This window comes from Haladaptatus paucihalophilus DX253, assembly GCF_000376445.1.
GTDB classification, from domain to species: Archaea; Halobacteriota; Halobacteria; order Halobacteriales; family Haladaptataceae; genus Haladaptatus; species Haladaptatus paucihalophilus.
In genome coordinates, this window is the sequence record NZ_AQXI01000001.1 from 486,086 (window position 1) to 506,440 (window position 20,355).

27 protein-coding genes are annotated in these 20,355 nt (G+C 62.9%); 19 read left to right on the forward strand and 8 right to left on the reverse strand.

All coding sequences use genetic code 11. The annotated features are described in order from the left end of the window. Nucleotides 1-32: 32 nt before the first annotated feature. Nucleotides 33-650 (forward strand): molybdenum cofactor guanylyltransferase, encoded by a 618-nt coding sequence (locus B208_RS0102735; RefSeq protein ID WP_007978964.1) that lies wholly within the window; start codon nt 33-35, stop codon nt 648-650. 145 nt (nt 651-795) lie between these two features. Here the strand turns inward: B208_RS0102735 and yqeC are convergent, their stop codons facing one another. Genes yqeC through B208_RS0102750 form a run of 3 tightly spaced genes read right to left on the reverse strand, consistent with a single transcriptional unit; the run spans nt 796 to nt 2,439 of the window. Continuing rightward, entirely contained in the window at nt 796-1,521 is a 726-nt protein-coding gene (gene yqeC / locus B208_RS0102740; RefSeq protein ID WP_007978963.1) for a selenium cofactor biosynthesis protein YqeC, read from the reverse strand. Between the two features lie 20 nt (nt 1,522-1,541). Then, entirely contained in the window at nt 1,542-1,739 is a 198-nt protein-coding gene (locus B208_RS0102745) for a hypothetical protein (RefSeq protein ID WP_007978961.1), read from the reverse strand. A gap of 58 nt (nt 1,740-1,797) precedes the next feature. Then, a complete protein-coding gene (locus B208_RS0102750) occupies nt 1,798-2,439 on the reverse strand; it encodes a helix-turn-helix domain-containing protein (protein ID WP_007978959.1) in 642 nt (213 codons plus the stop codon). An 84-nt stretch (nt 2,440-2,523) separates the two neighbouring features. Between B208_RS0102750 and paaA the strand changes: the two genes are divergently transcribed. The 6 genes from paaA (at nt 2,524) to B208_RS0102780 (ending at nt 5,623) form a co-directional block, all read left to right on the forward strand. Continuing rightward, on the forward strand, nt 2,524-3,465 hold the full coding sequence (gene paaA, locus B208_RS0102755; protein WP_007978957.1) for a 1,2-phenylacetyl-CoA epoxidase subunit PaaA: 942 nt from the start codon (nt 2,524-2,526) through the stop codon (nt 3,463-3,465). Between the two features lies 1 nt (nt 3,466). Further along, nucleotides 3,467-3,787 (forward strand): 1,2-phenylacetyl-CoA epoxidase subunit PaaB, encoded by a 321-nt coding sequence (gene paaB, locus B208_RS0102760; protein WP_007978955.1) that lies wholly within the window; start codon nt 3,467-3,469, stop codon nt 3,785-3,787. Next, entirely contained in the window at nt 3,787-4,629 is an 843-nt protein-coding gene (gene paaC / locus B208_RS0102765) for a 1,2-phenylacetyl-CoA epoxidase subunit PaaC (protein WP_007978954.1), read from the forward strand. The genes paaB and paaC overlap by 1 nt, the downstream gene beginning before the upstream one ends. Next, a complete protein-coding gene (gene paaD / locus B208_RS0102770; RefSeq protein ID WP_007978953.1) occupies nt 4,622-5,086 on the forward strand; it encodes a 1,2-phenylacetyl-CoA epoxidase subunit PaaD in 465 nt (154 codons plus the stop codon). The genes paaC and paaD overlap by 8 nt, the downstream gene beginning before the upstream one ends. Next, the gene (gene paaE, locus B208_RS24130; protein ID WP_007978952.1) at nt 5,083-5,250 is read left to right on the forward strand and encodes a 1,2-phenylacetyl-CoA epoxidase subunit PaaE; all 168 of its coding nucleotides are present in this window, start codon (nt 5,083-5,085) and stop codon (nt 5,248-5,250) included. The genes paaD and paaE overlap by 4 nt, the downstream gene beginning before the upstream one ends. A 160-nt stretch (nt 5,251-5,410) precedes the next feature. Then, a complete protein-coding gene (locus B208_RS0102780; RefSeq protein WP_007978951.1) occupies nt 5,411-5,623 on the forward strand; it encodes a DUF2196 domain-containing protein in 213 nt (70 codons plus the stop codon). On the opposite strand, the gene B208_RS0102785 is transcribed toward B208_RS0102780, so the two are convergent. Next, nucleotides 5,624-6,013 (reverse strand): methylated-DNA--[protein]-cysteine S-methyltransferase, encoded by a 390-nt coding sequence (locus tag B208_RS0102785; protein WP_007978950.1) that lies wholly within the window; start codon nt 6,011-6,013, stop codon nt 5,624-5,626. Further along, the gene (locus B208_RS0102790) at nt 6,013-6,783 is read right to left on the reverse strand and encodes a class I SAM-dependent methyltransferase (RefSeq protein ID WP_007978949.1); all 771 of its coding nucleotides are present in this window, start codon (nt 6,781-6,783) and stop codon (nt 6,013-6,015) included. Before B208_RS0102790 ends, B208_RS0102785 begins: the two co-directional genes overlap by 1 nt. Nucleotides 6,784-7,233: 450 nt before the next feature. Between B208_RS0102790 and B208_RS0102795 the strand changes: the two genes are divergently transcribed. The 8 genes from B208_RS0102795 to B208_RS0102830 all read left to right on the forward strand — a co-directional run bounded on the left by B208_RS0102795 (nt 7,234) and on the right by B208_RS0102830 (nt 13,835). Then, nucleotides 7,234-8,094 carry an NOP5/NOP56 family protein gene (locus tag B208_RS0102795; protein WP_007978948.1) on the forward strand — a complete coding sequence of 287 codons (861 nt, stop codon included), beginning with the start codon at nt 7,234-7,236 and terminating at the stop codon, nt 8,092-8,094. Next, the gene (locus B208_RS0102800; RefSeq protein WP_007978947.1) at nt 8,091-8,726 is read left to right on the forward strand and encodes a fibrillarin-like rRNA/tRNA 2'-O-methyltransferase; all 636 of its coding nucleotides are present in this window, start codon (nt 8,091-8,093) and stop codon (nt 8,724-8,726) included. Before B208_RS0102795 ends, B208_RS0102800 begins: the two co-directional genes overlap by 4 nt. A gap of 45 nt (nt 8,727-8,771) precedes the next feature. Further along, nucleotides 8,772-9,842 carry a glutamate--cysteine ligase gene (locus tag B208_RS0102805; protein WP_007978945.1) on the forward strand — a complete coding sequence of 357 codons (1,071 nt, stop codon included), beginning with the start codon at nt 8,772-8,774 and terminating at the stop codon, nt 9,840-9,842. 45 nt (nt 9,843-9,887) lie between these two features. After that, nucleotides 9,888-10,535, forward strand: a complete 648-nt coding sequence (locus tag B208_RS0102810; RefSeq protein WP_007978944.1) for a winged helix-turn-helix transcriptional regulator — start codon at nt 9,888-9,890, stop codon at nt 10,533-10,535. A gap of 70 nt (nt 10,536-10,605) precedes the next feature. Then, entirely contained in the window at nt 10,606-11,445 is an 840-nt protein-coding gene (locus B208_RS0102815) for a VOC family protein (RefSeq protein ID WP_007978940.1), read from the forward strand. A gap of 179 nt (nt 11,446-11,624) precedes the next feature. Beyond that, on the forward strand, nt 11,625-13,229 hold the full coding sequence (locus B208_RS0102820; RefSeq protein ID WP_007978938.1) for a hypothetical protein: 1,605 nt from the start codon (nt 11,625-11,627) through the stop codon (nt 13,227-13,229). Between the two features lie 109 nt (nt 13,230-13,338). Continuing rightward, nucleotides 13,339-13,566, forward strand: a complete 228-nt coding sequence (locus tag B208_RS0102825) for a hypothetical protein (RefSeq protein ID WP_007978936.1) — start codon at nt 13,339-13,341, stop codon at nt 13,564-13,566. Continuing rightward, nucleotides 13,563-13,835, forward strand: a complete 273-nt coding sequence (locus B208_RS0102830; RefSeq protein WP_007978934.1) for a DUF7835 family putative zinc beta-ribbon protein — start codon at nt 13,563-13,565, stop codon at nt 13,833-13,835. The genes B208_RS0102825 and B208_RS0102830 overlap by 4 nt, the downstream gene beginning before the upstream one ends. Here B208_RS0102830 and B208_RS0102835 read toward each other — a convergent pair whose 3' ends face one another. The 3 genes from B208_RS0102835 to B208_RS0102845 form a co-directional block, all read right to left on the reverse strand. Continuing rightward, nucleotides 13,836-14,498 carry a helix-turn-helix domain-containing protein gene (locus B208_RS0102835; RefSeq protein WP_007978933.1) on the reverse strand — a complete coding sequence of 221 codons (663 nt, stop codon included), beginning with the start codon at nt 14,496-14,498 and terminating at the stop codon, nt 13,836-13,838. Between the two features lie 38 nt (nt 14,499-14,536). Next, a complete protein-coding gene (gene kynU / locus B208_RS0102840; protein ID WP_007978932.1) occupies nt 14,537-15,787 on the reverse strand; it encodes a kynureninase in 1,251 nt (416 codons plus the stop codon). Between the two features lie 132 nt (nt 15,788-15,919). Then, nucleotides 15,920-16,456: an NUDIX hydrolase gene (locus B208_RS0102845; RefSeq protein ID WP_007978931.1), complete on the reverse strand. Its 537-nt coding sequence runs from the start codon at nt 16,454-16,456 to the stop codon at nt 15,920-15,922. A 53-nt stretch (nt 16,457-16,509) separates the two neighbouring features. On the opposite strand from B208_RS0102845, the gene B208_RS0102850 reads away from it, so the two are divergent. The 4 genes from B208_RS0102850 to B208_RS0102865 all read left to right on the forward strand — a co-directional run bounded on the left by B208_RS0102850 (nt 16,510) and on the right by B208_RS0102865 (nt 20,183). Continuing rightward, entirely contained in the window at nt 16,510-17,421 is a 912-nt protein-coding gene (locus B208_RS0102850) for an alpha/beta hydrolase (protein WP_018128691.1), read from the forward strand. A gap of 124 nt (nt 17,422-17,545) precedes the next feature. Next, complete coding sequence (locus B208_RS0102855; RefSeq protein ID WP_026177710.1) at nt 17,546-18,067, forward strand: HAD family hydrolase; 522 nt, start codon at nt 17,546-17,548, stop codon at nt 18,065-18,067. A 675-nt stretch (nt 18,068-18,742) separates the two neighbouring features. Then, complete coding sequence (locus B208_RS0102860) at nt 18,743-19,138, forward strand: DUF5805 domain-containing protein (RefSeq protein ID WP_007982964.1); 396 nt, start codon at nt 18,743-18,745, stop codon at nt 19,136-19,138. Further along, nucleotides 19,125-20,183: a tyrosine-type recombinase/integrase gene (locus B208_RS0102865; protein ID WP_007982963.1), complete on the forward strand. Its 1,059-nt coding sequence runs from the start codon at nt 19,125-19,127 to the stop codon at nt 20,181-20,183. The genes B208_RS0102860 and B208_RS0102865 overlap by 14 nt, the downstream gene beginning before the upstream one ends. Nucleotides 20,184-20,355 lie beyond the last annotated feature (172 nt).

Consider the following 20,355-nt stretch of genomic DNA (forward strand, 5'->3'; position numbering starts at 1 on the left):
GAAACTTACTCACCCGCCACGTACGAAAAACCATGCCCGCAGGTGTCGTCATCGCCGGAGGTCGCTCGACTCGATTCGGGAAATCGGACAAAGCGGTCGCTCCGCTCGCGGGAGTGCCGATGATTCGCCGCGTCGCCGACCAACTCGTCGATGTCGTCGACGAACTCGTCGTCAACTGTCGGGAAGACCAACGCGCGACGATCGACGACGCCATGAGCGACTATCCGCTCCCCGTTCGCTTTGCCATCGACACCGACCCCGACACCGGACCGATGGCCGGAATCCGTACCGGACTCGCGGCGTGCGACCACCACTACGCCGTCGTCGTCGCCTGTGACATGCCCTTCGTGGACCCGGCAATCGTCTCGTTCCTGTTGAATCGAGTGGACGGCTACGACGCCGCCGTCCCTCGACTCGGCGACGGATGGTTCCAACCCACGCACGCCGTGTACCGACCGGAACCCATGGTCGAGGCGTGCGCCGCCGCCCTCGCCCGCGGCGAGCGACGAATCGTCGAACCGCTGTTCGACCTCGAATACGTCGTGGTCGAGGAGGACGAACTCCGGGAACACGGCTCGCTCGACTCCTTCGAGAACGTCAACACGCGCGAGGAGTTCGAACGCGCCGAAACCCAACTCGAAGGAACCTGAGGTTTATATCCGAGCGCGCGGCCACACTCGCCATCCGCCACAAAGCGCCGTGAAGCGACCCGCGGGAGTACGGCACACCGCTTCACGTCCGGCCGTGCCGTCTGTTCGCCATACGGGTTTCCTGTACCCCGACCCACTCGTGCTCTCATTCGACGACCGCAACCACGGGTTCGTCCGCCATCATCCTCGTGAGGACGACGCGGGAAACGTTCGCACTCGCCAGCACTCGCTCCGCGATGTCCCGTCCCACGGCTTCCAACTCCCCGTCGTCGACCATGTTCACGACCGGAACGACCGTCGCCTCCTCGGGAACGTCCTTCATCCCGCCGCGCGCGCTCGCCAGCACGGTAGCCACGTCTGACGCACGGAGTTCTTCGCCCGCTTCGCGCCCCGTGAGCGACGCCACTCGCTCCGGTCGATGGACGAACTCCTCGGTCAGCGGCTTGCCGACGACGCGAGCGCTCGCAATCGGAACGACGACGTCGGCGTTCGACGGGAGTTGTGGCTCGCGGTCGTTCGGTGCCTTCAGAAGCCGCGTCCGCGCGCCGTCCGCCTTCACGAGAACCGGCGCGTCGGTCCGGTCCCGAAGCGACGCCACCGTCTCGGTGTCGTATCCTCGATAGCGATCGGGTCGCTCCTGTTCCGGTACGACCCCAACGGGCCATTCCTCGACCCTGTGGAGTGTTTCCCCCGGTGAATCAGTGACGACGACTTCCCGAACGTGGTCATCGAAAATCGGGATTCGGACCGTCGCCGTGACGACGGCCCTGTCGAGATGGGACGCCAGCGTGTACAGCGTCGATTTTTTCCCACCCGCTCCGACGACACAGAGGAGCCCGGAATCCGCCGAGAGTGCCGTAACGAGGTCCATGTGAGAAAATCGAACGGGCGCTATTTCGAACTACTGGATTCCGACCGGGAGTCAGTCTCGTCCAAAATTAATAACGGAATCAACACGAACAGGAAGAACCCGGTCGCGTAGCCGAGAACGGCCGCTCCATCCGGGAGGACGTGGGCTTGCGAGATGGAGAGATAGCCGAAGACGAGGAGGATGATCTCCGGTCGAGAGGGGACGTCGGACGTGGGCACGGGAGGGAATATCTGGCACCGGAACATGAACCTTGCGTCGGGTTTCCGCCCGCGACAGCTACGCGAATATCTGTGCGAACATCGACCGCTCGGCCCGATGGAGACGCTCTAAAAACGCCGACTTGCTGATGCCGAGTTCGTCGGCGACGTCGCTCGCGGTTGCCCCGCGCGGGACGCTGAAATAGCCCGATTCCAGTGCGGTTCGGAGGGCACGTTCCTGTGCGGGTGTCACGTCCCACTGCTGGGCGACGACGTTCTCGTCCTCGGACCCGAGTTGATGGACGCGCTCCAGTCGCATCCCGACCGTTTCACCGGCGGCTTCGAGCACGCCTTGGAGGACGTCGTGGCCGACGACCGCCCCCGTAAACTTCGCATCGCCGTCGCGGTAGCGGAGCGACTCGGCCATGAACCCGACGTTGGTCAGTTCGTGGACGACGCACGCGTGCTTCGAGAGACAGCGGAAGTTCTGTCTGCCGTCGGTCGTGGAAACGTGGAGGTATCGGATACGGTCGTCTTCGTCGAGAAAGTCGGCGAGACCGTCGTTTTCTGCGGGAGCGCTGAACCGGAGCAGGGCGTAGCCATCGTCCCGATGTTGTGGCGGTTGGCAGTCGATACGAACCCCCGTCTCGCGCGACGCCTCGGCCAACGGGCAGTCGTCGCCCGTTACGGCGAATTCGACGACGAGGCACTCGTCAATCATGCCGCGATTGTATGCGCTCGGCATATTTAAACCCCGTACATGGACGGGCGAATCGGTATGGGTTGGGCTCCATAACTATCGACCATGGACATAGCAACCGTCAAGGAGCGGGCCGGACCCCGGCAGTTCAGTCCGAAGGACGACATGCCGGAGGAGTACCGCAAGGCGGCGACCCGAATGATTCAGTTCCACGCGAACTCCGAAATCATGGGGGCGTATCTGGAACGCCCGTTCATTCGACAGGCGCCGAGCCTCGACCGCAAACTGGCGTTCAGCGCGAAGGTGCAGGACGAAATCGGCCACGGGCAACTGCTCTATCGCGCCGCAGAATCGCTCGGTATCAAGACCCGCGACCAGATGCTGGACGAGTTGGCGAACGGCGAAGGGAAGTTCCTGAACTGTTTCCACTACGAGATGGAAAACTGGTGGGAGACGCCGATGATCGCCTTCTTCGTTGACGGCGCGGCGATGCGCCGACAGGCGACCCTGAAGCGCACGAGTTGGGAACCCTACGCACACGCCATGGACAAGGTGTGTTTCGAAGAGGGCTTCCACGTCAAACACGGCGAGGATATCATGCGCGAACTCTCGATGGGGTCGAAGAAGGAACAGGAACTCATGCAGGAGGCCTTCGAGGAGTGGTGGCCCCGCATCATCCAGTTCTTCGGGCCGACCAACGAGAAGAGCACCCACCACGACTTCTCCGCCGAAGTCGGGTTGAAGACGATGACGAACGACGACCTCCGCAACGCCTTCCTCAACGCCTACATCCCGAAGGCGAAGAAGTACGGATTGGAAATTCCCGACGAACCCCGCATCGAGCGTGACGAGGAGACGGGGACGTACAAAGTGCGCGAGGACGACCTCGACTGGGACGAGTTCTTCCAAATCGCGAAGAACAGCTACGAACCCGGCGTCGGTCAGATAAACGGCCGCAAACACGCACAGGACGCGGCGGAATGGGTTCGTGACGTACTGGACGACTGGGAATCGAGCGGTTCGAACACGCCGGTGGCGGCTGATTAACATGATCTGGGAAGTGTTCCGACAGGAAGAAGCGGGCAAGTATCACACCCATTGCGGAAACGTCCACGCGCCGGACCGCGACATGGCGCTCATGTTCGCCCAAGTCCAACACGGGCGTCGCAAGCCGACCAACAGCCTCTGGGTCGTCCCGAAGGACGAAATCGGCGAAGTCGATGCCGACGAAACCGCCTTCGGCGGCACGACGAACAAATCCTACCGCTGGGTGATGGCGTACAACACCATCGACTCCAGTTTCGCACAGGAAATCGAGGACTCCGAGAGCGAACAGGAAGACGCGGACCGACGACGGAGTGAGGCATAATGTCGGCACAACTCGCCGGACCCGACGAACTGGGCGATGCGGAGCGAGCGGCCGTCGAAAGCCTGCTCCGCCGACTCGCCGACGACGAACTCGTCCTCGCGGAGCGCTACACCGAGTGGCAGGTTCGCGCGCCAACGCTCGAATCCGACCTCGCCATCTCGAATATCGCACAGGACGAACTCGGCCACGCCCGGCTCTGGTACGACCTGTTGCAGGACTTCGGCTACACGGAAGCCGAACTCATCTTCGAGCGCGACCCCGCGGACTTCCGCCACTCGACGCTCGTCGAACGCCCGTTCGAAACCGGCGACTGGGCCGACGCCATCGTGCGCGGATACTTCTACGACGTTGCCGAGGAACTCCGACTCGAAGCCCTCGAAGATACGTCGTATCCGCGAATCGCGGACCGCGTGGCGAAGATTTTGAGCGAGGAGAACTACCACCGCGAGCACGCCCAGAACTGGCTCGAACGGCTGACGAGCGACGACGAGGGGGTAGAACGCGTACAGGCGGCTGTTGACCGACTGTTCCCGTACGCGCTGACGCTGTTCGAAGCGGGCGACGCCAGCGAGGACATCGACGAACTCGGGATTCGAACCGAGTCGCTCGACTCGATGCGCGAGCAGTGGCTCGACATCACGGTCCCGTTCCTCGCGTCGCTCGGCGTGGACGTGCCCGCCGAATCCGAGGACGACGTAGACGAACTGCTCCCCGAGCACATCGGACGAGACGGAAATCACACCGACGACTGGGCCGACCTTCACGACGACATGACGCGGACGTACCGGGACCTCGGGCGAACCGAAGCCCACCGAATCATGCCGGACCCAGATAATGAGTAGTGACCCACAGGAGTTCGACACCGACTCCGAACCGACCGCGTGTGCGTACACCGACTACACGAAAAGCGAACGGTCCCCCGACGAACTGCCCGCGACGGGCGAGGGAGCGACCGGCCTCGAACGGCGCGTCTGGGACGCGCTGTACGACATCGAAGACCCCGAGATGCCCATCAGCATCGTCGATCTGGGGCTGATCTACGGGGTCGAGTGCGAGACTCCCGAGGAGTCCCGTGACGATAGCAACGCCGCCGGAGCGAGCGTCACCGTCATCATGACGCTGACGTACACCGGATGCCCCGCCCGTAAGATGCTGACCGAGGAGATAGTGAACGACGTCGCGGCGGTCGAAGGCGTCGAGGACGCGGACCTCGAACTCGTCTGGAATCCGCCGTGGTCCATCGAGATGGTGACCGAACAGGGCAAAGACGACCTCAGGGAGTTCGGACTGAGCATATGAGACGACTCGACCCCAGCGTCACGACGAGCGGCGAGGAAACGGGCGCGGAGTGTCCCTACTGCGGTTCGACGGACACCCACCGCGAACACCCGAAAGGGCCGTCGCTCTGTCGGTCGATGCACTACTGTAACGGCTGTGAACAGCCGTTCGAGAAGTTCGAGTAGGGGTTTTGTGTCCCGACGAGGGGACGTGTTGATGGGTCCGCACCAACAGCTATGGAGAAAGTAAACATAATTCTTTTGTAGGGTGAATAAATGGGTCTGATTCCATACACGAATGGAGATGGCCAACACGTTTTTTCCGCCGTCCGTTGCAGTTCGTCGTATGTCCGCAAATCGACCGACGCGAGAGGAGTTGCGCCGCGGAATAACCGTCGAAATCGAGCAGACCAACGCCGAGAACGCGGACGAAGCCGAACCGCTCCGTGGCGATATCGCGAAGATTCTCTCGGAGGAGCACAGCGAACCCGGCGGCGTGAAAGTCGAGTTGGAGTCCGGGATTACCGGACGCGTCAAACGCATCGCACCGGACGGATAGTCAGTCGGATTCGAGGTCGAGCAGCCGTTTTTTCAGTCCGAGGCGGTCCCCCCGTCCGCCGGAGTACCCGCCTAAATCGTTCGCGCCGACGATGCGATGGCACGGCACGACCAGCGGCACGGGATTGCGACCACAGGCCTGTCCGACCGCTATCGGCGCGGTGTCGAGTTCGTCGGCGATGTCGCCGTACGTCCGCGTCTCGCCGCGCGGCACGTCGGCCATCGCGGCCATGACCCGTCCGGTGAAAGAGTCTGGATAGTCCACGGTGAGGTCGAACGACCGCCGTTCGCCCGCCGCGTACTCGCCGACCTGTTGACGGATTTCGTCGAGCGGTTCGGCGACCAGCGCGTCGTCGATTTCGACCTGCCAGTCCCAAACGGAGACGAACATCAGCGCCTCCTGAGGACCGTCACGGGTCGGTGGAGCGTACCCGGTTCACAGTCCTCGACGGGGGTCGAGAGGTCGAAGCTGTCGAACCACCCCACGTGGTCGAACTCGGTCCGTTCGAGGAGCATGCGGAACTCTTGGGGCGCGAACGTCTTGCGTACGTACTCCTCGCGGAAGTGCCGCGTTCCCTCGGGCGTCTCGACGCGCGTCGTCAGCGTCTGTCGAACCAACTGCTCCGTCGTGTGTATCGGTTCCTGTTCGATGCCGAACCGAACCGTCGTGTCTCCACGCGTCGTTTCCCATTCGCTTTGGGAGGACGTGCCGCCCGCGAAATCGATGGAGCCGTCGATGCAGTAGAGCGACCCCGGTGTCATCGCGTCGGCCATCGAATCGAGATGCGACAGCAGGGCCTCGTTCGAATCGAGATACAGCGACCCGAGCGCACAGAACGCGAAATCGACGTCGCTCGGTAGAACGAAGTCCGCCATGTCTCGCCGGAGGAACGTCGCTTCGATGTCGTGTTCGCGGGCCTTTTCGATGGAGTGGGAAATCATCTCCGAGGAGTTGTCCAAGCCGGTGAACTCGTAGCCCCGCGCGTCGAATTCGAGCAGATACGGAGACGGGCCACAGGCGATTTCGAGGACGGAATCCGGACGATTCGACCGCTCGCCGAATCGGTCGATACAGGCTTCGAAGAAGTCTACTTCGGCCGCCACATCGCGGAAATCGAAGGCAATCTCGTAGTAGTCGGGATGCGCGTAGAGACCGGCCATAACTTCCAACTCTGCGGGTGGGTCTTAACTGCTCGTATCGGGACGAAAAGGGTTGGATGAACGGCAGAAACAGTCCGTCTTTTGTGACGAGATGGCTTCATCCGTCCGGTCCCCTGTGACCGGACTCCACCGTGGTGCGGTCCGATGGCAACGTGCCGAATTCACTTTGCTTTCCGTTACGCGATGCCACGATTGTCGGCGTGAGTTCCTGTGCGGTGCGATGAAACCGGTGTACTAACTCGCCTCGTGAACCTCCCAAACTCTCCGCGAAACTATCAATTTATACTAAAAAATACTATTTCTTACTACTATACACTGAAATCGCCTCGCACACCGGGAGACGAAATCCGACGACAGCGCGATGCGGCCACCGCCGCACGCACTCCCCGTGACAGGCACCGGAGAGCGCGTAAACGTAGGTTTAAACGAGAAGGCGCACAACCCACGGCCATGACCGAATCGGACGCCGAGACGGCGGGTGGCGAACTGGGGTGGTTCGCGGGCGTCGAACCGGACGACGTGGAGGACGGCGCGCGCGCCATCCGGGAGGGGAGCGCCGACGCACCGGCGGACTGGCCCGAGCGGGCCGTCAAAGCCGGGTTTGCCGAGGACGACGCGGACTACTACGCGAAGCTTCGAAAAGCTACCATCCGAGCGACGCGGGACGCGGTGACGGAGCGCGAACGGGCGGACGACCGCCAACTCGTGCACGCGGTGCGCGCGATGGACGACTGTGAATCGGAGGCGAACGAACTCGCTGAACGCGTCGCGGAGTGGGCGGGAACGCTGTATCCCGACGCCGGAACGGGCGTCGGATACGCCCGCGAACTCGCCGAGAGCGACCCCGAAACGCCGGTCGAGGAGCGGGTGGTGTCGCTGGCGGAGCGGGTCGCGGACCTCGCCGACGAGCGCGATACACTCCGGTCGTTCGTGGAGCGACAGGCACCGGCGGTCGCGCCGAATCTCGCCACGCTCGCCGACCCGGTGCTCGCCGCGCGACTCATTGCGCTGGCCGGGGGACTCGAATCGCTGGCGAAGATGCCGGGCGGGACGGTACAGGTGCTCGGCGCGGAGAACGCGCTGTTCGCACACCTCCGCGGACACGCCTCCTCGCCGAAACACGGCATCATCTACACGCACGAAGCGGTTCGGGCGGCCCCACCGGACCAGCGCGGGTCGGCGGCGCGCACGCTGTCCGGGAAACTCGTCATCGCGGCGCGAATCGACCACTACTCGGGCGAACACAACCCGGAACTGAAGGCGGAACTCGACCGCCGGATGGACGCGATTCAGTCGCGGGGTGACGAATGACGCTCCCCGATGGCGTCGAACGGCGGACGTTCGGCGGCGACGACCGACTGGCGACGAAGGGTCACCCGGTCTACGGCGAACCGACCGACGGGGACTGGCGCTGTTGGGACGCTCGGCGCTCGAAGTTAGCCGCCATGCTGGAACACGGGATGGACACCGGTCTGGACGGTGGCGAGACGGTGCTCTACCTCGGAGCGGCGAGCGGAACGACGGTGAGCCACGTCGCCGACTTCTCCGGGCCGACGTACGCGGTCGAATTCGCACCGCGACCGACCCGCGACCTGCTCGACGCGGTGGACGCCCGCGAAAATCTCTTTCCGCTGCTGAAGGACGCGCGAAAACCCGAGACGTACGCGCACGTCGTCGAATCTGACGTCGAGGTGCTCGTTCAGGACGTGGCGACGCGGGGACAGGCCCGCGTGGCCTGTGAAAACGCGCGGTTCCTTCGGGAGGACGGTCGGCTACTTCTCGCCATCAAAGCCCGAAGCGAGGACGTGGCGAGCGACCCGGAAACCGTGTTCGAGCGCGCGCTCGACACGCTTCGGGAGGGGTACGAAATCATCGAAACCCGACGACTCGAACCGTTCCACGTGGACCATCTCGGCGTCGTGGCCGTTCCCCGGAAGGTGTGACCGTCACCGGAAGTATTTACGTCTCGGGTGGCTAAATCTCGAAAAATGGATTTGGGTTCGGCCGAGAATTTCACCGACCTAGGGACGCTCGGCGTCGAAGAGGAGTTCTACGTCGTCGACGAGCGAGGCGTCCCGACCGCAGGGACAGACGAACTCGTCTACCAGACCGACCCACCGGAGATACTCGACGGTCGCTTGGACCACGAACTGTTCAAATGCGTCATCGAGACGCAAACGCCGAAAACGACGCTTTCGGACGTTGACGACAATGTGAGGCGAGTACGCGAAGCTCTCGTCGAGCACGCCAGTTCGCAGGGATTCGGCATCGCGGCGGCGGGTCTCCACCCCGGCGCGAAGTGGCGTGAACTGGATCACGCCGAAAAGCCGCGCTACCGAGCGCAACTCGACCGAATTCAGTACCCGCAACACCGCAACACGACCGCCGGGCTACACGTCCACGTCGGCGTGGACGACGCGGACGCGGCCGTCTGGGTGGCAAACGAGATTCGCTGGTATCTCCCCGTCATGCTGGCGTTATCGGCCAACTCGCCGTATTGGAACGGCTACGACACCGGCTTGCAGTCAGCACGGGCGAAGATATTCGAGGCGCTGCCGAACACCGGCATGCCGACCGATTTCGAGGATTACGAGGCGTTCTCCGAGTTCGAGCGGACGATGGTCGAAACGGGGTCGATAAACGACCGCGGCGAACTCTGGTACGACGTTCGCCCCCACTCCGGCCACGGGACGGTCGAGGTTCGAACACCCGACGGGCAGGCCGACCCGGAACGCGTGCTCGCGTTCGTGGAGTACACCCACGCCCTCGTGACCGACCTCGTGGAGCGCTACGAGGACGGCGAGTCCGGCTACCGCCACCGCCGCGAACTGCTGGACGAGAACAAGTGGCGTGCGATACGCTACGGCCACGACGCTTCCTTTATCGACCGCGACTGTGACGGCGAAATCTCGCTCGGCGAGGTGGTTGACCGCGAGTGCGACCGCCTCGGCGTCAGCGGCATCGGCGACATCTACGACGCGGAGAGCGGTGCCGAGTGTCAACGGCGACTCCACGAGGAAGACGGCTTCGAGACGGTGTGTGAATCCCTTTTGCTGTAGGCAAGTTTTTTACGCGCTACTGACTTTTGTCCTTCTGAGAACGACATGACTGGGGACGACGCTGACAACGAACGGAACGACTCCGAGGATACCGGCGACGAGATACCCGTCGATACGAGCGGTGCGGACGACGCGGAGGCCGTCGGCGACGAATTGGATGCGGACGAGGTGGAAGGCGAAAAACCGCTGTCGCGCGGTCGGAAACGCCTCGGAGAGGAGGCGGACCGCGCGGTCGAAGGGTTCGACCAAGGTATCGTGGACCTGCTTTCGTGGGTGCTCGACACCGAGACGCGCGCGCGAATCTACGTTTACCTCCGGCAGAATCCGGGGAGTACCAGCGAGGAAATCGCCGAAGGGACGGGGCTGTATCCGAGCACGGTCCGCGAATCGCTCGCCGAACTCCACGAGGAGGAGAACGTCTTCCGCGAGAAACGCGAGAGTTCGGGTGCCGGAAACAACCCGTACGAGTACACGGCCATCGCGCCGAGCGAACTCGTCGGCGGTATCGTGGACCAGGTACAACAGGAGCTGAACACGGTGTTCAACCTCGACAGCCACCTGAACGACGAGGTGTCCGAAACCGAACCGGTCAGTATCGAAGTCGAGGACATCTCGGACGACGTGGACGAGGAAGACACGGCGGACGTGGCCGACGACGGTACCGGATCGGACGACGAAGCGGACGAGGAGTAATCTTCCCCTTCGGAAAGATACACGGTCTTCTCACCCGACTCTACACACGGTACTGACCGTACTGACTATCATGGAGTCCACAATTTCTCCCGAAACGACCGTCGGTCGCGTCGCACTCCGAGTCAACGACCTCGACCGAGTGCGTCGCTTTTACGAGACCGTCGTCGGACTCGAACGCCTGCGGGAGGACGGCGAAACCGCCGTCCTCGGCGCTGGTGGCGTTCCGCTTTTGGAACTGGTCGCGGACGCCGACGCTCCCGTGCGGAGACGAACCGAAGCGGGACTGTTTCACACGGCGTTTCTCGTCCCCTCGCGGAGCGCCGTGGCGGATGCGCTCGTGCGCATCGAGAACGACTGGGAGCTGTCCGGCGCGTCCGACCACCGCGTAAGCGAGGCGCTCTACCTCACGGACCCCGAAGGGAACGGCGTCGAAATCTACCGTGACCGCCCCCGCGAGGAGTGGTCCGTCGAGGAAGACGGGAGCGTTCGGATGGAGACGCTGCCGCTCGACATCGACGAACTCCGGGAACAGCGGACGGACGCCGAAACGGTCCCGTCCGGAACGACCGTCGGGCACGTCCACCTCGAAGTCTCGTCACTCTCCGCCGCCCGGGAGTTCTACGTCGAGACGCTTGGAACCCGTATTCGTCAGCGGTTCGGCCCGTCCGCGCTCTTCCTCGCGACAGACGACTATCACCATCACATCGGCCTGAACACGTGGAACGACCGCACGGAACCGACCGCGGGGCGCGGGTTGCTGTGGTTCGAACTCGTCGTCCCCGACCGGGCGGCGCTCGACGAGGCCCGACATCGGTTCGCCGCGCGCGGCGTCGAGACGACTTCGAGGGAGAACGGATTCGACGTGTCTGATTCCGATACTATAAACCTCCGAATCACAGTGAATGATTGATTGTAGATATAAAAGGTGGGGTATTGGGATTCGGTGTTCGGATACTCTCCAAGAGGCTCTAAATCGAGGCTTCTAGGTAGCCCGAACGTTACGACGAACGGAAATATTCTTCGTAATAGCTGTTGTTCGATAATCCTATCGGCGCATGATTTATATATCCATTCTCGGATGTGCACAGTATGAGTGATTTCAGTAGCGGGAACGAAGTGATTTCGAGTTCGGAGAGCGGGGTTACGATCGAAAAATCGTTCGATGGGGAGGCGTTCGCGGTCCCGGCGATTCGGTTCGAACTCCGGTCGGACCACGACGACGCGGTGACGGTCCGCATCACGGACCGAATTCCCGACGACTTTCCGATGGACAACGTGGGATTCCACCCCGAATACGAGAACGAGAACTGGACGGCTTACAAGGACCACCGCGTGCAGTTCGAGCGGACGCTCGAACCGAACGAGTCGCTGACGACGGTGTACGGGATTCGACTGTCGGACTGGTCCGACGCCGAGAAGTTCCTCATCGAACCGGAACTCGAAGAGGTCACGCCGGTCACGGACGACGGCGGGCAGGGCGAGGAGCGCATGGAGGAACACACCATCACCGACATCGTTTCCGAGGACAGCAGTCAGGTCGTCCGCGACGTCATCGCGGGCGACAGCGGACTGCCGGGACTGGACGAGGACGCCGAAACGGGCGACGACCCCGCTGACCCGCTCGCCGACGTCGGAAACGACCCCCTCTCCGACCCGCTCGGGTCGAGTGCCGACGCGGACGACGGTGCCACGGACCCGCTCGCGGACGCGGCGAGCGCGTCGGCTGACTCGACGGGTGAGGACTCCGCACCCGACGAATCGGACCCTGCCGGTTCGGATACCGAAGATGGTCCGTTCGCTGGCTCGGAGGACGACATCATCGACGCGGACGAGCCGGGCGACGACTCCATCGACGGGGGCGACGACGCGGACGAGTCGAACGACGACAGCCTCGAAGCGCCCGTCGAAACCGCCGACGAACCCCCGGCGTCACCCCCGCGGCCCGGAAGCGTCGCCGCCGCTCTCGCCGACGAGATTCGCGCCGGGGAGGTGAACGACGACGACCTCAAACGCATCCAGCAGGAACTCGATTTGGACACGCCCGAGAGCACGAACGTCCGCATCCGCCACCTCCAGTCCCGGGTGGACGACCTCGCGGCCTACACCGAGGCGTTAGAGGAGTTCATCGACGAGAACGGGACGGCGAAAACCCTCATCGACGGCTTCGAATCCGAAGTCGAATCGGTTCGCGCCGACCTCGACGAGATGGGTTCGGAGATAGAGAACGCGAAGGACGAGGGTGCACAGGCGCGCGCCCGCGTCGCCGACCTCGAAACGAACCTCGACGGTCTCGAAACGAGTATCGACAGCCTCGAATCGGGACTCGAAAGCGACCTCGCCGACCTCGAAGACGACCTCGACGAGTTGGGCGAACTGGACTCCAACCTCGACGGACTCACGTCTCAGCTCGACGACTTGGAGGACCTCGTTGCGACGAACACCCAAGAGGCGTCCGCGTTGGACGACGAACTCGAAGACCTCCGAGACGACTTCGAGACGGTCGATTCGCTCGAAGGAAAAATCGAGGTGCTTTCCGAGGACGTCTCCGACCTCTCGGATTCCGTCGAGGCGACCGAGACGCGCATGGACGAAAAGATCGACACGCTCCGTTCCGACATCGGGGACATCGAGAGCGAACTGAAGGAACTCCACGAGTGGCGCGATCAACTCGGCTCGGTCTTCGGCGGGAACTGACCTTCGACGTCCTACAACGAACGGAAACCACTCCTTTTCATCCACTTGCGGGTGCAGGCACGAGTCACCTGACGCCGGAGACGCTTCGTTTTGTTAGAGGGGGAAACCTATGAGCACGATACAAGTGGGTCACGCGCCGGACCAAGCGGACGGCTCGGACGATGAACGTCGTCTGTACGGCGACCCACAACACGAGGTTACCGTTGACGACAACCCCGAGCGGTTGTACGGGACGCCGCAACACGAGGGGGAACCGCCGAGGAGCGACGTCGAGCGGTTCTGGCTCGACTGTTTCGCCTTCAGAAAGAGCGTCCAATGCGAGGATGGTTCCCAGTGAAAGCAAAACCACCACGAACGCCGGACGATGGAAACGCGCGGAACGAAAACGAGAACGCGAAAGCGACACGGAGCGAAAACGATGAACAGCAGGCGGACAGGACGGAGGAGTGTCCGACCTGTGTGGCGGAGACGCCACACCGCGTCACTATCGAGATTCGAACGGAAAACGAACAGGCGAAGCACAGTTCGTTTTCCCGCGAACCGTACCGAGTCAGCGTCTGTGTCGAATGCGGCGAGGAGACGGTTCGGCGGATGAACGACGCCTGATCACTCGCGGCCGTCGCTCGGGGAGAGCGCGAGCGCGTTTTTCACGAGACTCCGATGCCCGCGTCGAAGTCGTTCGGACACCGCCTGATGGGAGATGCTGAGGTCCCCAGCGAGGTCGTCCGCCGTCGAGTCTCGCGGGACGTCGTAGTATCCGGCTTCGAGCGCCATCATCAGCGTTTCGTGCTGTTCTTCGGTCAGTCCGTACAGGCCGTGGCGCGTGTCGCTTATCTCGTAGATGTTGCGCACGTCGAGCGAGAGGCCGGTGTCCTGACAGAAGTCGTACGTCGCCGACAGCGAGTCGCGGTCGGGAAAGAGGATGCGAAGCCGCCAGCGGTCCTCCTTGCCGTGGAGGTTCAGGATGGTCGCTTCCTCCTCGACGAGGATGTGAATGACGACGTGTATCTGGTCCACCCAGTGCATCCGGTACAGTCGCTCGTCGCCGAGGTCCTCGATGAGATTCAATTTATCGATGCTGTTGTCCGCACGAAGGGCGGAATCCAACTTCTCCAGGTCGTCCGCCGTCACCCAGAGGTAGGGCATGACGTGATTCGCGTCGTGTGCCGCCACGCGAACGACATCGAACTCGGCGTTCGGCGCACGCTCCAAGGCGGTTCTGAGCGCAAACTCCTTCGCCGGGAGTTCTATTTCGGCGATGGTACTCATACGACAACGAATGCCAGCGACTGTAATACGTGCTACGGCTACGTCACTCCGCCACCGCGACGGTCGAGCGACTCGTACTCTCGCGTCTCGACGATTTCGCGCAGGTGCTCTCCGACACGCCACACGTCGTGAAAGCCGACGTACAGGGGTGCCGGACAGACCCGGACGACGTTCGGCGGCCGGAAGTCCACGACGACGCCTCTCTCTTTCAGCGCCTCGCCGATGCGGTACGCTTCTTCGTGTTCGACGGCGACGTGTCCGCCCCGGCGTTCGGGGTCACGCGGGGTGCCGACCCGATACTCCGGCAACTCGTCCACTATCTCGATGAGAAAGTCGGTGAGCGACAGCGATTTCTCCCGCACCGGGTCGATTCCAACCTCCTCGAACGGTTCGAGCGACCCCAAGAGCGGGGCGGCGCTGAAGACGGGTACCGTGCCGATTTGCCACGCTCCGGCGTTCGCGGCGGGCGTGAACGTCGTCTCCATCTCGAATTGGGTTTCCTTGTCGTGTCCCCACCATCCGGCGAGTCCGGGTTCGGTGCCGAAGTGGCGTTCGTTGACGTACAGGCCCGCAACTGCGCCCGGTCCGGCGTTCAGGTACTTGTAGCTACACCAGACGGCGAAATCTACACCCCACTCGGAGAGTCGATGGGGTACCGCGCCGACCGAGTGGGCGAGGTCGAACCCGGCCAGCGCGCCGCGGGCGTGTGCCGCGTCCGTCAGTCGCTTCAGGTCGAGCAACTGTCCGCTCCGGTAGAGGACGGACGGCATGAACAGAATCGACGTCTCGGGGGTCAACGCGTCGATGACGTCCTCTTCTTCGATGGTGCGCCCGTCGCGGCTTTCGACGACGACGAGGTGGTCGTCCGGGTCGAGACCAAGCCGTCGCATCTGTGCGCGGATGGCGTAGTGGTCCGTCGGGAAGTCGAGTTCGTTGACGACGACCTCCCCGCCGTCGTAGAACGTCGAGAAGAGCGCGTGGATGTTGACCGTCGTGGAGTTTCCGACGACGACCTCCGCCTCGTCCGCGCCGACGAGCGGCGCGAGTCGGTCGCCGAGGCGCTCCCCGTAGTGGAACCAGTCCGGGTCGGCGTCCGTCCAGCCTCGGATTCCCAGTTCTTTCCACTCCTCGACCGCGTTCGAGAGCGCCCGCTCCGCGTCCGACGAGTGTACGCCGAGCGAGTTGCCGTCCATGTACAGTTCGCCCTCCGGAATCGAAAACCGGTCCCGAACGGAAGCGAGCGGGTCGGCCTCGTCACGTCGTTTCGCGTCGTCCGCCCCCGTATCCATGCGTATCCTTTCGGGCACGGCTACTTCACTGTACGCGCCCCGGACAGTCGGTCGTGAGTCCCCGACTTCCGTTTCGCGGGTCGTCAGCTTGTCCCTATCTCGACACCGCGTGACACGTCTCCGCCGACCACCTCATCCATCGCGCCAGCGTTCGACCTGTGGCTCGATAAAATCGAGGACGCGCTCCGGCGGCGAGTCGAACCACCGGGCGTCGAGAACGTCGTCTCCCACCGTCAACTCGCCGCCGACGCGGACGCCCGAAAAGAGTACCGAGAGTGCGAATAGTCGCTCGCTCGGGTCCGTTTCGAGAAATATCTCCTTCCGCCGAACGTTGAGGACGTCCGTCAGGCGACAGCGGAGTCCCGTCTCCTCACGCACCTCGCGCCGGGCCGTCTCGGAGAGGGTTTCACCGGGTTCGTGACCGCCCCCGGGGACACCCCACTCGTTCGCCGCGTTCGGATGGCGAATCATCGCTACCCGGTCCTTCGCGTCGGTCACCCAGACGGCGGCGTCGCCGAGCCATCCGTCCGCTGCTTTTCGTCGTCCGTGTTCGAAGTAGTCGGCGTCGTTCCCGACCCGCTCGTCGTGGACGGGAAACATCCCGTATGCGTTTCGAAGCCGACGGAGGCTCTCCGTCGTGGCGTCGCGGGTTCGCGCTTCGAGTGACATGATTCGAAGTTGATGGGATGAGACTTTAACTTTCCTGCCACGGTGAAGTCGGTATGGATGACGAAATGGCCGATGCGGTGGCGCGAATCGAGGCGATGGGTGTTCCGCCGTGGCACGCCCTGTCCGTCGAGAGCGCGCGACGCGTCGAGGACGACGTGTTCACCGCGGATAACCGCGCGCAGGTCGCGTTCGTTCGCAACCTCTCGATTCCCGGCCCTCGCGGAGAGATTCCGATTCGCGTCTACCGCCCCGACGTGCAGGACGCCCCAGTCGTCGTGTTCTATCACGGGGGCGGGTGGACGCTCGGGACGCTCGACTCCATCGACGGCGTGTGCCGAGAGCTGGCGAACCGCGCCGAATGCGTCGTCGTCTCCGTGGACTACCGACTCGCACCGGAACACCCGTTTCCGGCGGGGGTGGACGACGCCGTTGCCGCGCTCGAATGGGCGGCCGACCACGCGACCGCGTTCGGCGGCGACCCCGCCCGTCTCGGCGTCGCTGGCACGAGCGCGGGGGGCAACCTCGCCGCCGCGACCGCGCTCTACGCCCGCGACTTTGGCGGGCCGACGCTCTCCCACCAGAGCCTCCTCTATCCCATCACGAATCACGCCTTCGATACGGATTCCTACGAGGAGAACGGTGACGGACCGCTGCTCACCCGCGCCGACATGGAGTGGTTCTGGAGCCATTACCTCCGGAGTCCGGTCGATGGCCGGAATCCTTTCGCGTCGCCGCTTCGCGCGCGCGACCTCTCAGACCTCCCGCCAGCGACCGTCGTCACGTGCGGTCACGACCCGCTTCGGGACGAGGGCATCGCGTACGCCGACCGACTCGCCGACGCGGGGGTTTCGGTCGAACACGACCACTATCCCGGTATGGCTCACGGCTTTCTGAGCCTCACCGGCGACGTGACTGCGGCGGACGAAGCGATGGATGCGGTCGCGTCGTCCCTCGGTTCGATGTGAGTCACGACGGTAACACGGCGGGCGACGGTTGAACGACGAGACGAGCACGTCGGCGACGAGGACGGTCACGTTCGTCTCCCACCGAGGGCGAGCGTTTATCTCCCCGAACGTTGCATCGTACGAAGTGACCGACGACTACGATGCGGTCGTGTACGACCTCGACGGAACGCTCGTTCGACTCGCCGTGGATTGGGCCGCCGCCGCGGAACCCATCAAGCCGATTCTCCGGGAGCACGGCGCTGACGCGGACGCGGATGACGCACTCGATTTGTTACCGGTGGCGGAATCGATGGGCCTCGCCGAGGAGGTCGAACCGCACCTCGCGGCGGCCGAACGTGCGGGTGCCCGTGACTCGGAGCGGCTTCCGCTGTTGGACGAGTTGGCCGCCGCCGACGGTCCGGTCGGCATCTGTTCGCTCAACTGCGAGGCCGCGTGTCGTCTCGCGCTGGACGCCCACGGCGTCCCGAACGCGACCGACGTCATCGTCGGCAGGGATTCCGTCCCGGAACGGAAACCCCATCCCCAACCGTTGCTCACGGCCATGCAGAAACTCGGTGCGACGCCGGAACGTACCCTGTTCGTCGGCGACTCGGACAGCGACGCGGAGACGGCCCGGAGGGCTGGAACCGCGTTTCGACGGGTCTGATATCGACGACGTGAGGAACCGGCACATCGCTTCGATTCCCGTGTTTTCCCCCTCCGTGCCATGCTGTATCTCCCGAGATAATATCGTGGCATACGGTTTATCGGTGTGTTAGTCAACACGAGCGTCGCCGACGTTGAACCCATACAGACAAACGAGTACGTCATCAGCCAGGTATCGTGACTCTTCACAAAAATCGGGACGGGAACCGATGCAATTTCTTTCGGAACGATGTTCGAGGGGCATCGAATGGATGTCGAAGTTGCGAAATTGGAGGGTGTTTTTCGACCACGCCACCGAACACAAACTGTGAATAATCTCTCTTTTTTTGCTTCCTTCGAGATGAAAACTCCCTCTGAAACCACCACGATTTCCATCGGAAGTTGTCTTCGTCTATAGTGGGAAATGGCTACGAGACGACGATAATAGCAATCGTTCTGAACATATTACTGTGTATTCTGCTCGCGCCATTGGAATATTTCGGAGGACCAATAACTCCTCCGTAGCTGGCGCTCAAAATAATATCGTTATTTGTGTACCTAGAAAGGGTGCTAGGGCAGGACTATCTAGCGAGATATTTTATTATTTGACCCTAATTTGGGGTGCTATATTCACAGATAAGTTCGCTTATCACTCTCCGTGGGACAGCTTAATGTACTCGTGGTGAGATGGGAAACCATGGCCGATGACGGGACGGAACGGACTGTCGTAAAGACGTACATTCCGAAATATCAGAAAGAGGAGTGGCAGGCGCACGCCGACGAACTCGATATGAGCCAGAGCGAGTTCGTCAGGTCCATGGTGCAGGCCGGACGACGGGGGTTCGAGATGAATCCCGTGGAGGACCATTCTGGGGGGTCGAACCCCAGGGGTAGCGACCTCGAAACACGGGTGCTCGAATCGCTCGCCAGGGAGGACAACATGTCGTGGGACGAACTGGTCGAACGGCTCGCCGGTAACTTCGAGGACCGGCTCGACGAGGTGTTGAACGAACTACAGGCGAAAAACCGCGTCCAGTACAGCGGGCGCCACGGCGGGTACGTCCTCGTCGGGGGTGTCGATGGCGACGAGTAGCCCCGCCAATCCGAACCCGGACGACCCGGTGGGGTACTTCCTCCAGGACCTGCTCTATCATGGAAAGAGCGAGCGCACTCGCGACGCCTACGAACGCGTGTTGCGGCGGTTCGAGGGATTTCTTTCCGACCCCGACCGAAACCCGTCGAGGAGAACCATTGCACCGGGGGAGGCGACCCAACGGGACTGCATGGCGTGGATTCACACGCTTCGCGGGGACAACGCCGAAAGTACGATAGCAACCTACGCGTCCTACCTCCACCGGTTTTACGCCTACATGACGCAAGTCGGCGCGTTCGAATCCAACCCGATGGCGCTCGTAGTCGAGGAGATGCACGAATCCATCGACAAGGACCCGACCCGCCGTGAGATTTCCGTCGAAGCGATGCGCGAATTCGTCGGGGAAATCGGCCATCCGTTGGAGCGCGCCGTCGTCTGCACGCTGTTGAAGACGGGGATGCGTGTCGGCGAAGTGAGCAACCTCGATTTGCGGGACGTGAATCTCGCCGACGAGGACGTTCGGTCGGCGTACTCCCTCGGGGCGCGTCCGCGACTCGACGGCCGTCCCGACTCGATTTTCGTCGGCACCGACGCGGTTCGCGGGCAAGTCGTCAACGGCGAGGAGCGCACCGCCTCGAACAAGCGAAAGCGCGACACCATCGTCCCCGTGGACGACGAACTTCGTCGGGTGCTCGTCCGGTGGCTGGCGATTCGGCCGGACTCACCGTCGCCCGCGGAACCGCTGTTCGTCAGCACGAGCGGTGACTGGGGTCAACGGCTCACGCCGAAGATGATCCGGAACGTGGTCGAACGCCACGCCCGCGATGCGGGGTGGCACCGAACCGGCGGCGGCGCGGAAGAAAACGTCACGCCCCACTACTTCCGGCACTTTTTCACCACGCATCTCCGCGACCGAACCGGAGACCGCGGTATCGTGAAGTACCTCCGCGGCGACGTGGCGAGCGACATCATCGACACCTACACGCACAACTGGGGAGACAGGGTGCGCGAAGTGTACGAGGCGAACATCTACTCGCTGTTGTAAGTTGGTTTCTCGTTTCGTGGAGAGATACGGGGGAACCTGTCGTCGGGACGAATTCGAGTCGGACTCGGCGGAACGATACTGACCGCTGTGAGTTGAGAGGGTCGTGACTTCTTCGAGAAGCCTTCGGCCGTCTCTTTCCCTCTCCTTCGCAGACCGATGCGTGAGTCGGATG

Coding starts and splice junctions, on each gene's coding strand:
- paaC (WP_007978954.1), top strand. CDS start 3,787: ATGTCGGCACAACTCGCCGGACCCGACGAACTGGGCGATGCGGAGCGA.
- B208_RS0102800 (WP_007978947.1), top strand. CDS start 8,091: ATGACGCTCCCCGATGGCGTCGAACGGCGGACGTTCGGCGGCGACGAC.
- B208_RS0102810 (WP_007978944.1), top strand. CDS start 9,888: ATGACTGGGGACGACGCTGACAACGAACGGAACGACTCCGAGGATACC.
- B208_RS0102850 (WP_018128691.1), top strand. CDS start 16,510: ATGGATGACGAAATGGCCGATGCGGTGGCGCGAATCGAGGCGATGGGT.
- B208_RS0102835 (WP_007978933.1), bottom strand. CDS start 14,498: ATGAGTACCATCGCCGAAATAGAACTCCCGGCGAAGGAGTTTGCGCTC.
- B208_RS0102815 (WP_007978940.1), top strand. CDS start 10,606: ATGGAGTCCACAATTTCTCCCGAAACGACCGTCGGTCGCGTCGCACTC.
- B208_RS0102750 (WP_007978959.1), bottom strand. CDS start 2,439: ATGATTGACGAGTGCCTCGTCGTCGAATTCGCCGTAACGGGCGACGAC.
- B208_RS0102735 (WP_007978964.1), top strand. CDS start 33: ATGCCCGCAGGTGTCGTCATCGCCGGAGGTCGCTCGACTCGATTCGGG.
- B208_RS0102780 (WP_007978951.1), top strand. CDS start 5,411: ATGTCCGCAAATCGACCGACGCGAGAGGAGTTGCGCCGCGGAATAACC.
- paaE (WP_007978952.1), top strand. CDS start 5,083: ATGAGACGACTCGACCCCAGCGTCACGACGAGCGGCGAGGAAACGGGC.
- paaB (WP_007978955.1), top strand. CDS start 3,467: ATGATCTGGGAAGTGTTCCGACAGGAAGAAGCGGGCAAGTATCACACC.
- B208_RS0102825 (WP_007978936.1), top strand. CDS start 13,339: ATGAGCACGATACAAGTGGGTCACGCGCCGGACCAAGCGGACGGCTCG.
- B208_RS0102860 (WP_007982964.1), top strand. CDS start 18,743: ATGGCCGATGACGGGACGGAACGGACTGTCGTAAAGACGTACATTCCG.
- B208_RS0102795 (WP_007978948.1), top strand. CDS start 7,234: ATGACCGAATCGGACGCCGAGACGGCGGGTGGCGAACTGGGGTGGTTC.
- B208_RS0102785 (WP_007978950.1), bottom strand. CDS start 6,013: ATGTTCGTCTCCGTTTGGGACTGGCAGGTCGAAATCGACGACGCGCTG.
- B208_RS0102865 (WP_007982963.1), top strand. CDS start 19,125: ATGGCGACGAGTAGCCCCGCCAATCCGAACCCGGACGACCCGGTGGGG.
- paaD (WP_007978953.1), top strand. CDS start 4,622: ATGAGTAGTGACCCACAGGAGTTCGACACCGACTCCGAACCGACCGCG.
- kynU (WP_007978932.1), bottom strand. CDS start 15,787: ATGGATACGGGGGCGGACGACGCGAAACGACGTGACGAGGCCGACCCG.
- B208_RS0102805 (WP_007978945.1), top strand. CDS start 8,772: ATGGATTTGGGTTCGGCCGAGAATTTCACCGACCTAGGGACGCTCGGC.
- B208_RS0102820 (WP_007978938.1), top strand. CDS start 11,625: ATGAGTGATTTCAGTAGCGGGAACGAAGTGATTTCGAGTTCGGAGAGC.
- B208_RS0102845 (WP_007978931.1), bottom strand. CDS start 16,456: ATGTCACTCGAAGCGCGAACCCGCGACGCCACGACGGAGAGCCTCCGT.
- paaA (WP_007978957.1), top strand. CDS start 2,524: ATGGACATAGCAACCGTCAAGGAGCGGGCCGGACCCCGGCAGTTCAGT.
- yqeC (WP_007978963.1), bottom strand. CDS start 1,521: ATGGACCTCGTTACGGCACTCTCGGCGGATTCCGGGCTCCTCTGTGTC.
- B208_RS0102790 (WP_007978949.1), bottom strand. CDS start 6,783: ATGGCCGGTCTCTACGCGCATCCCGACTACTACGAGATTGCCTTCGAT.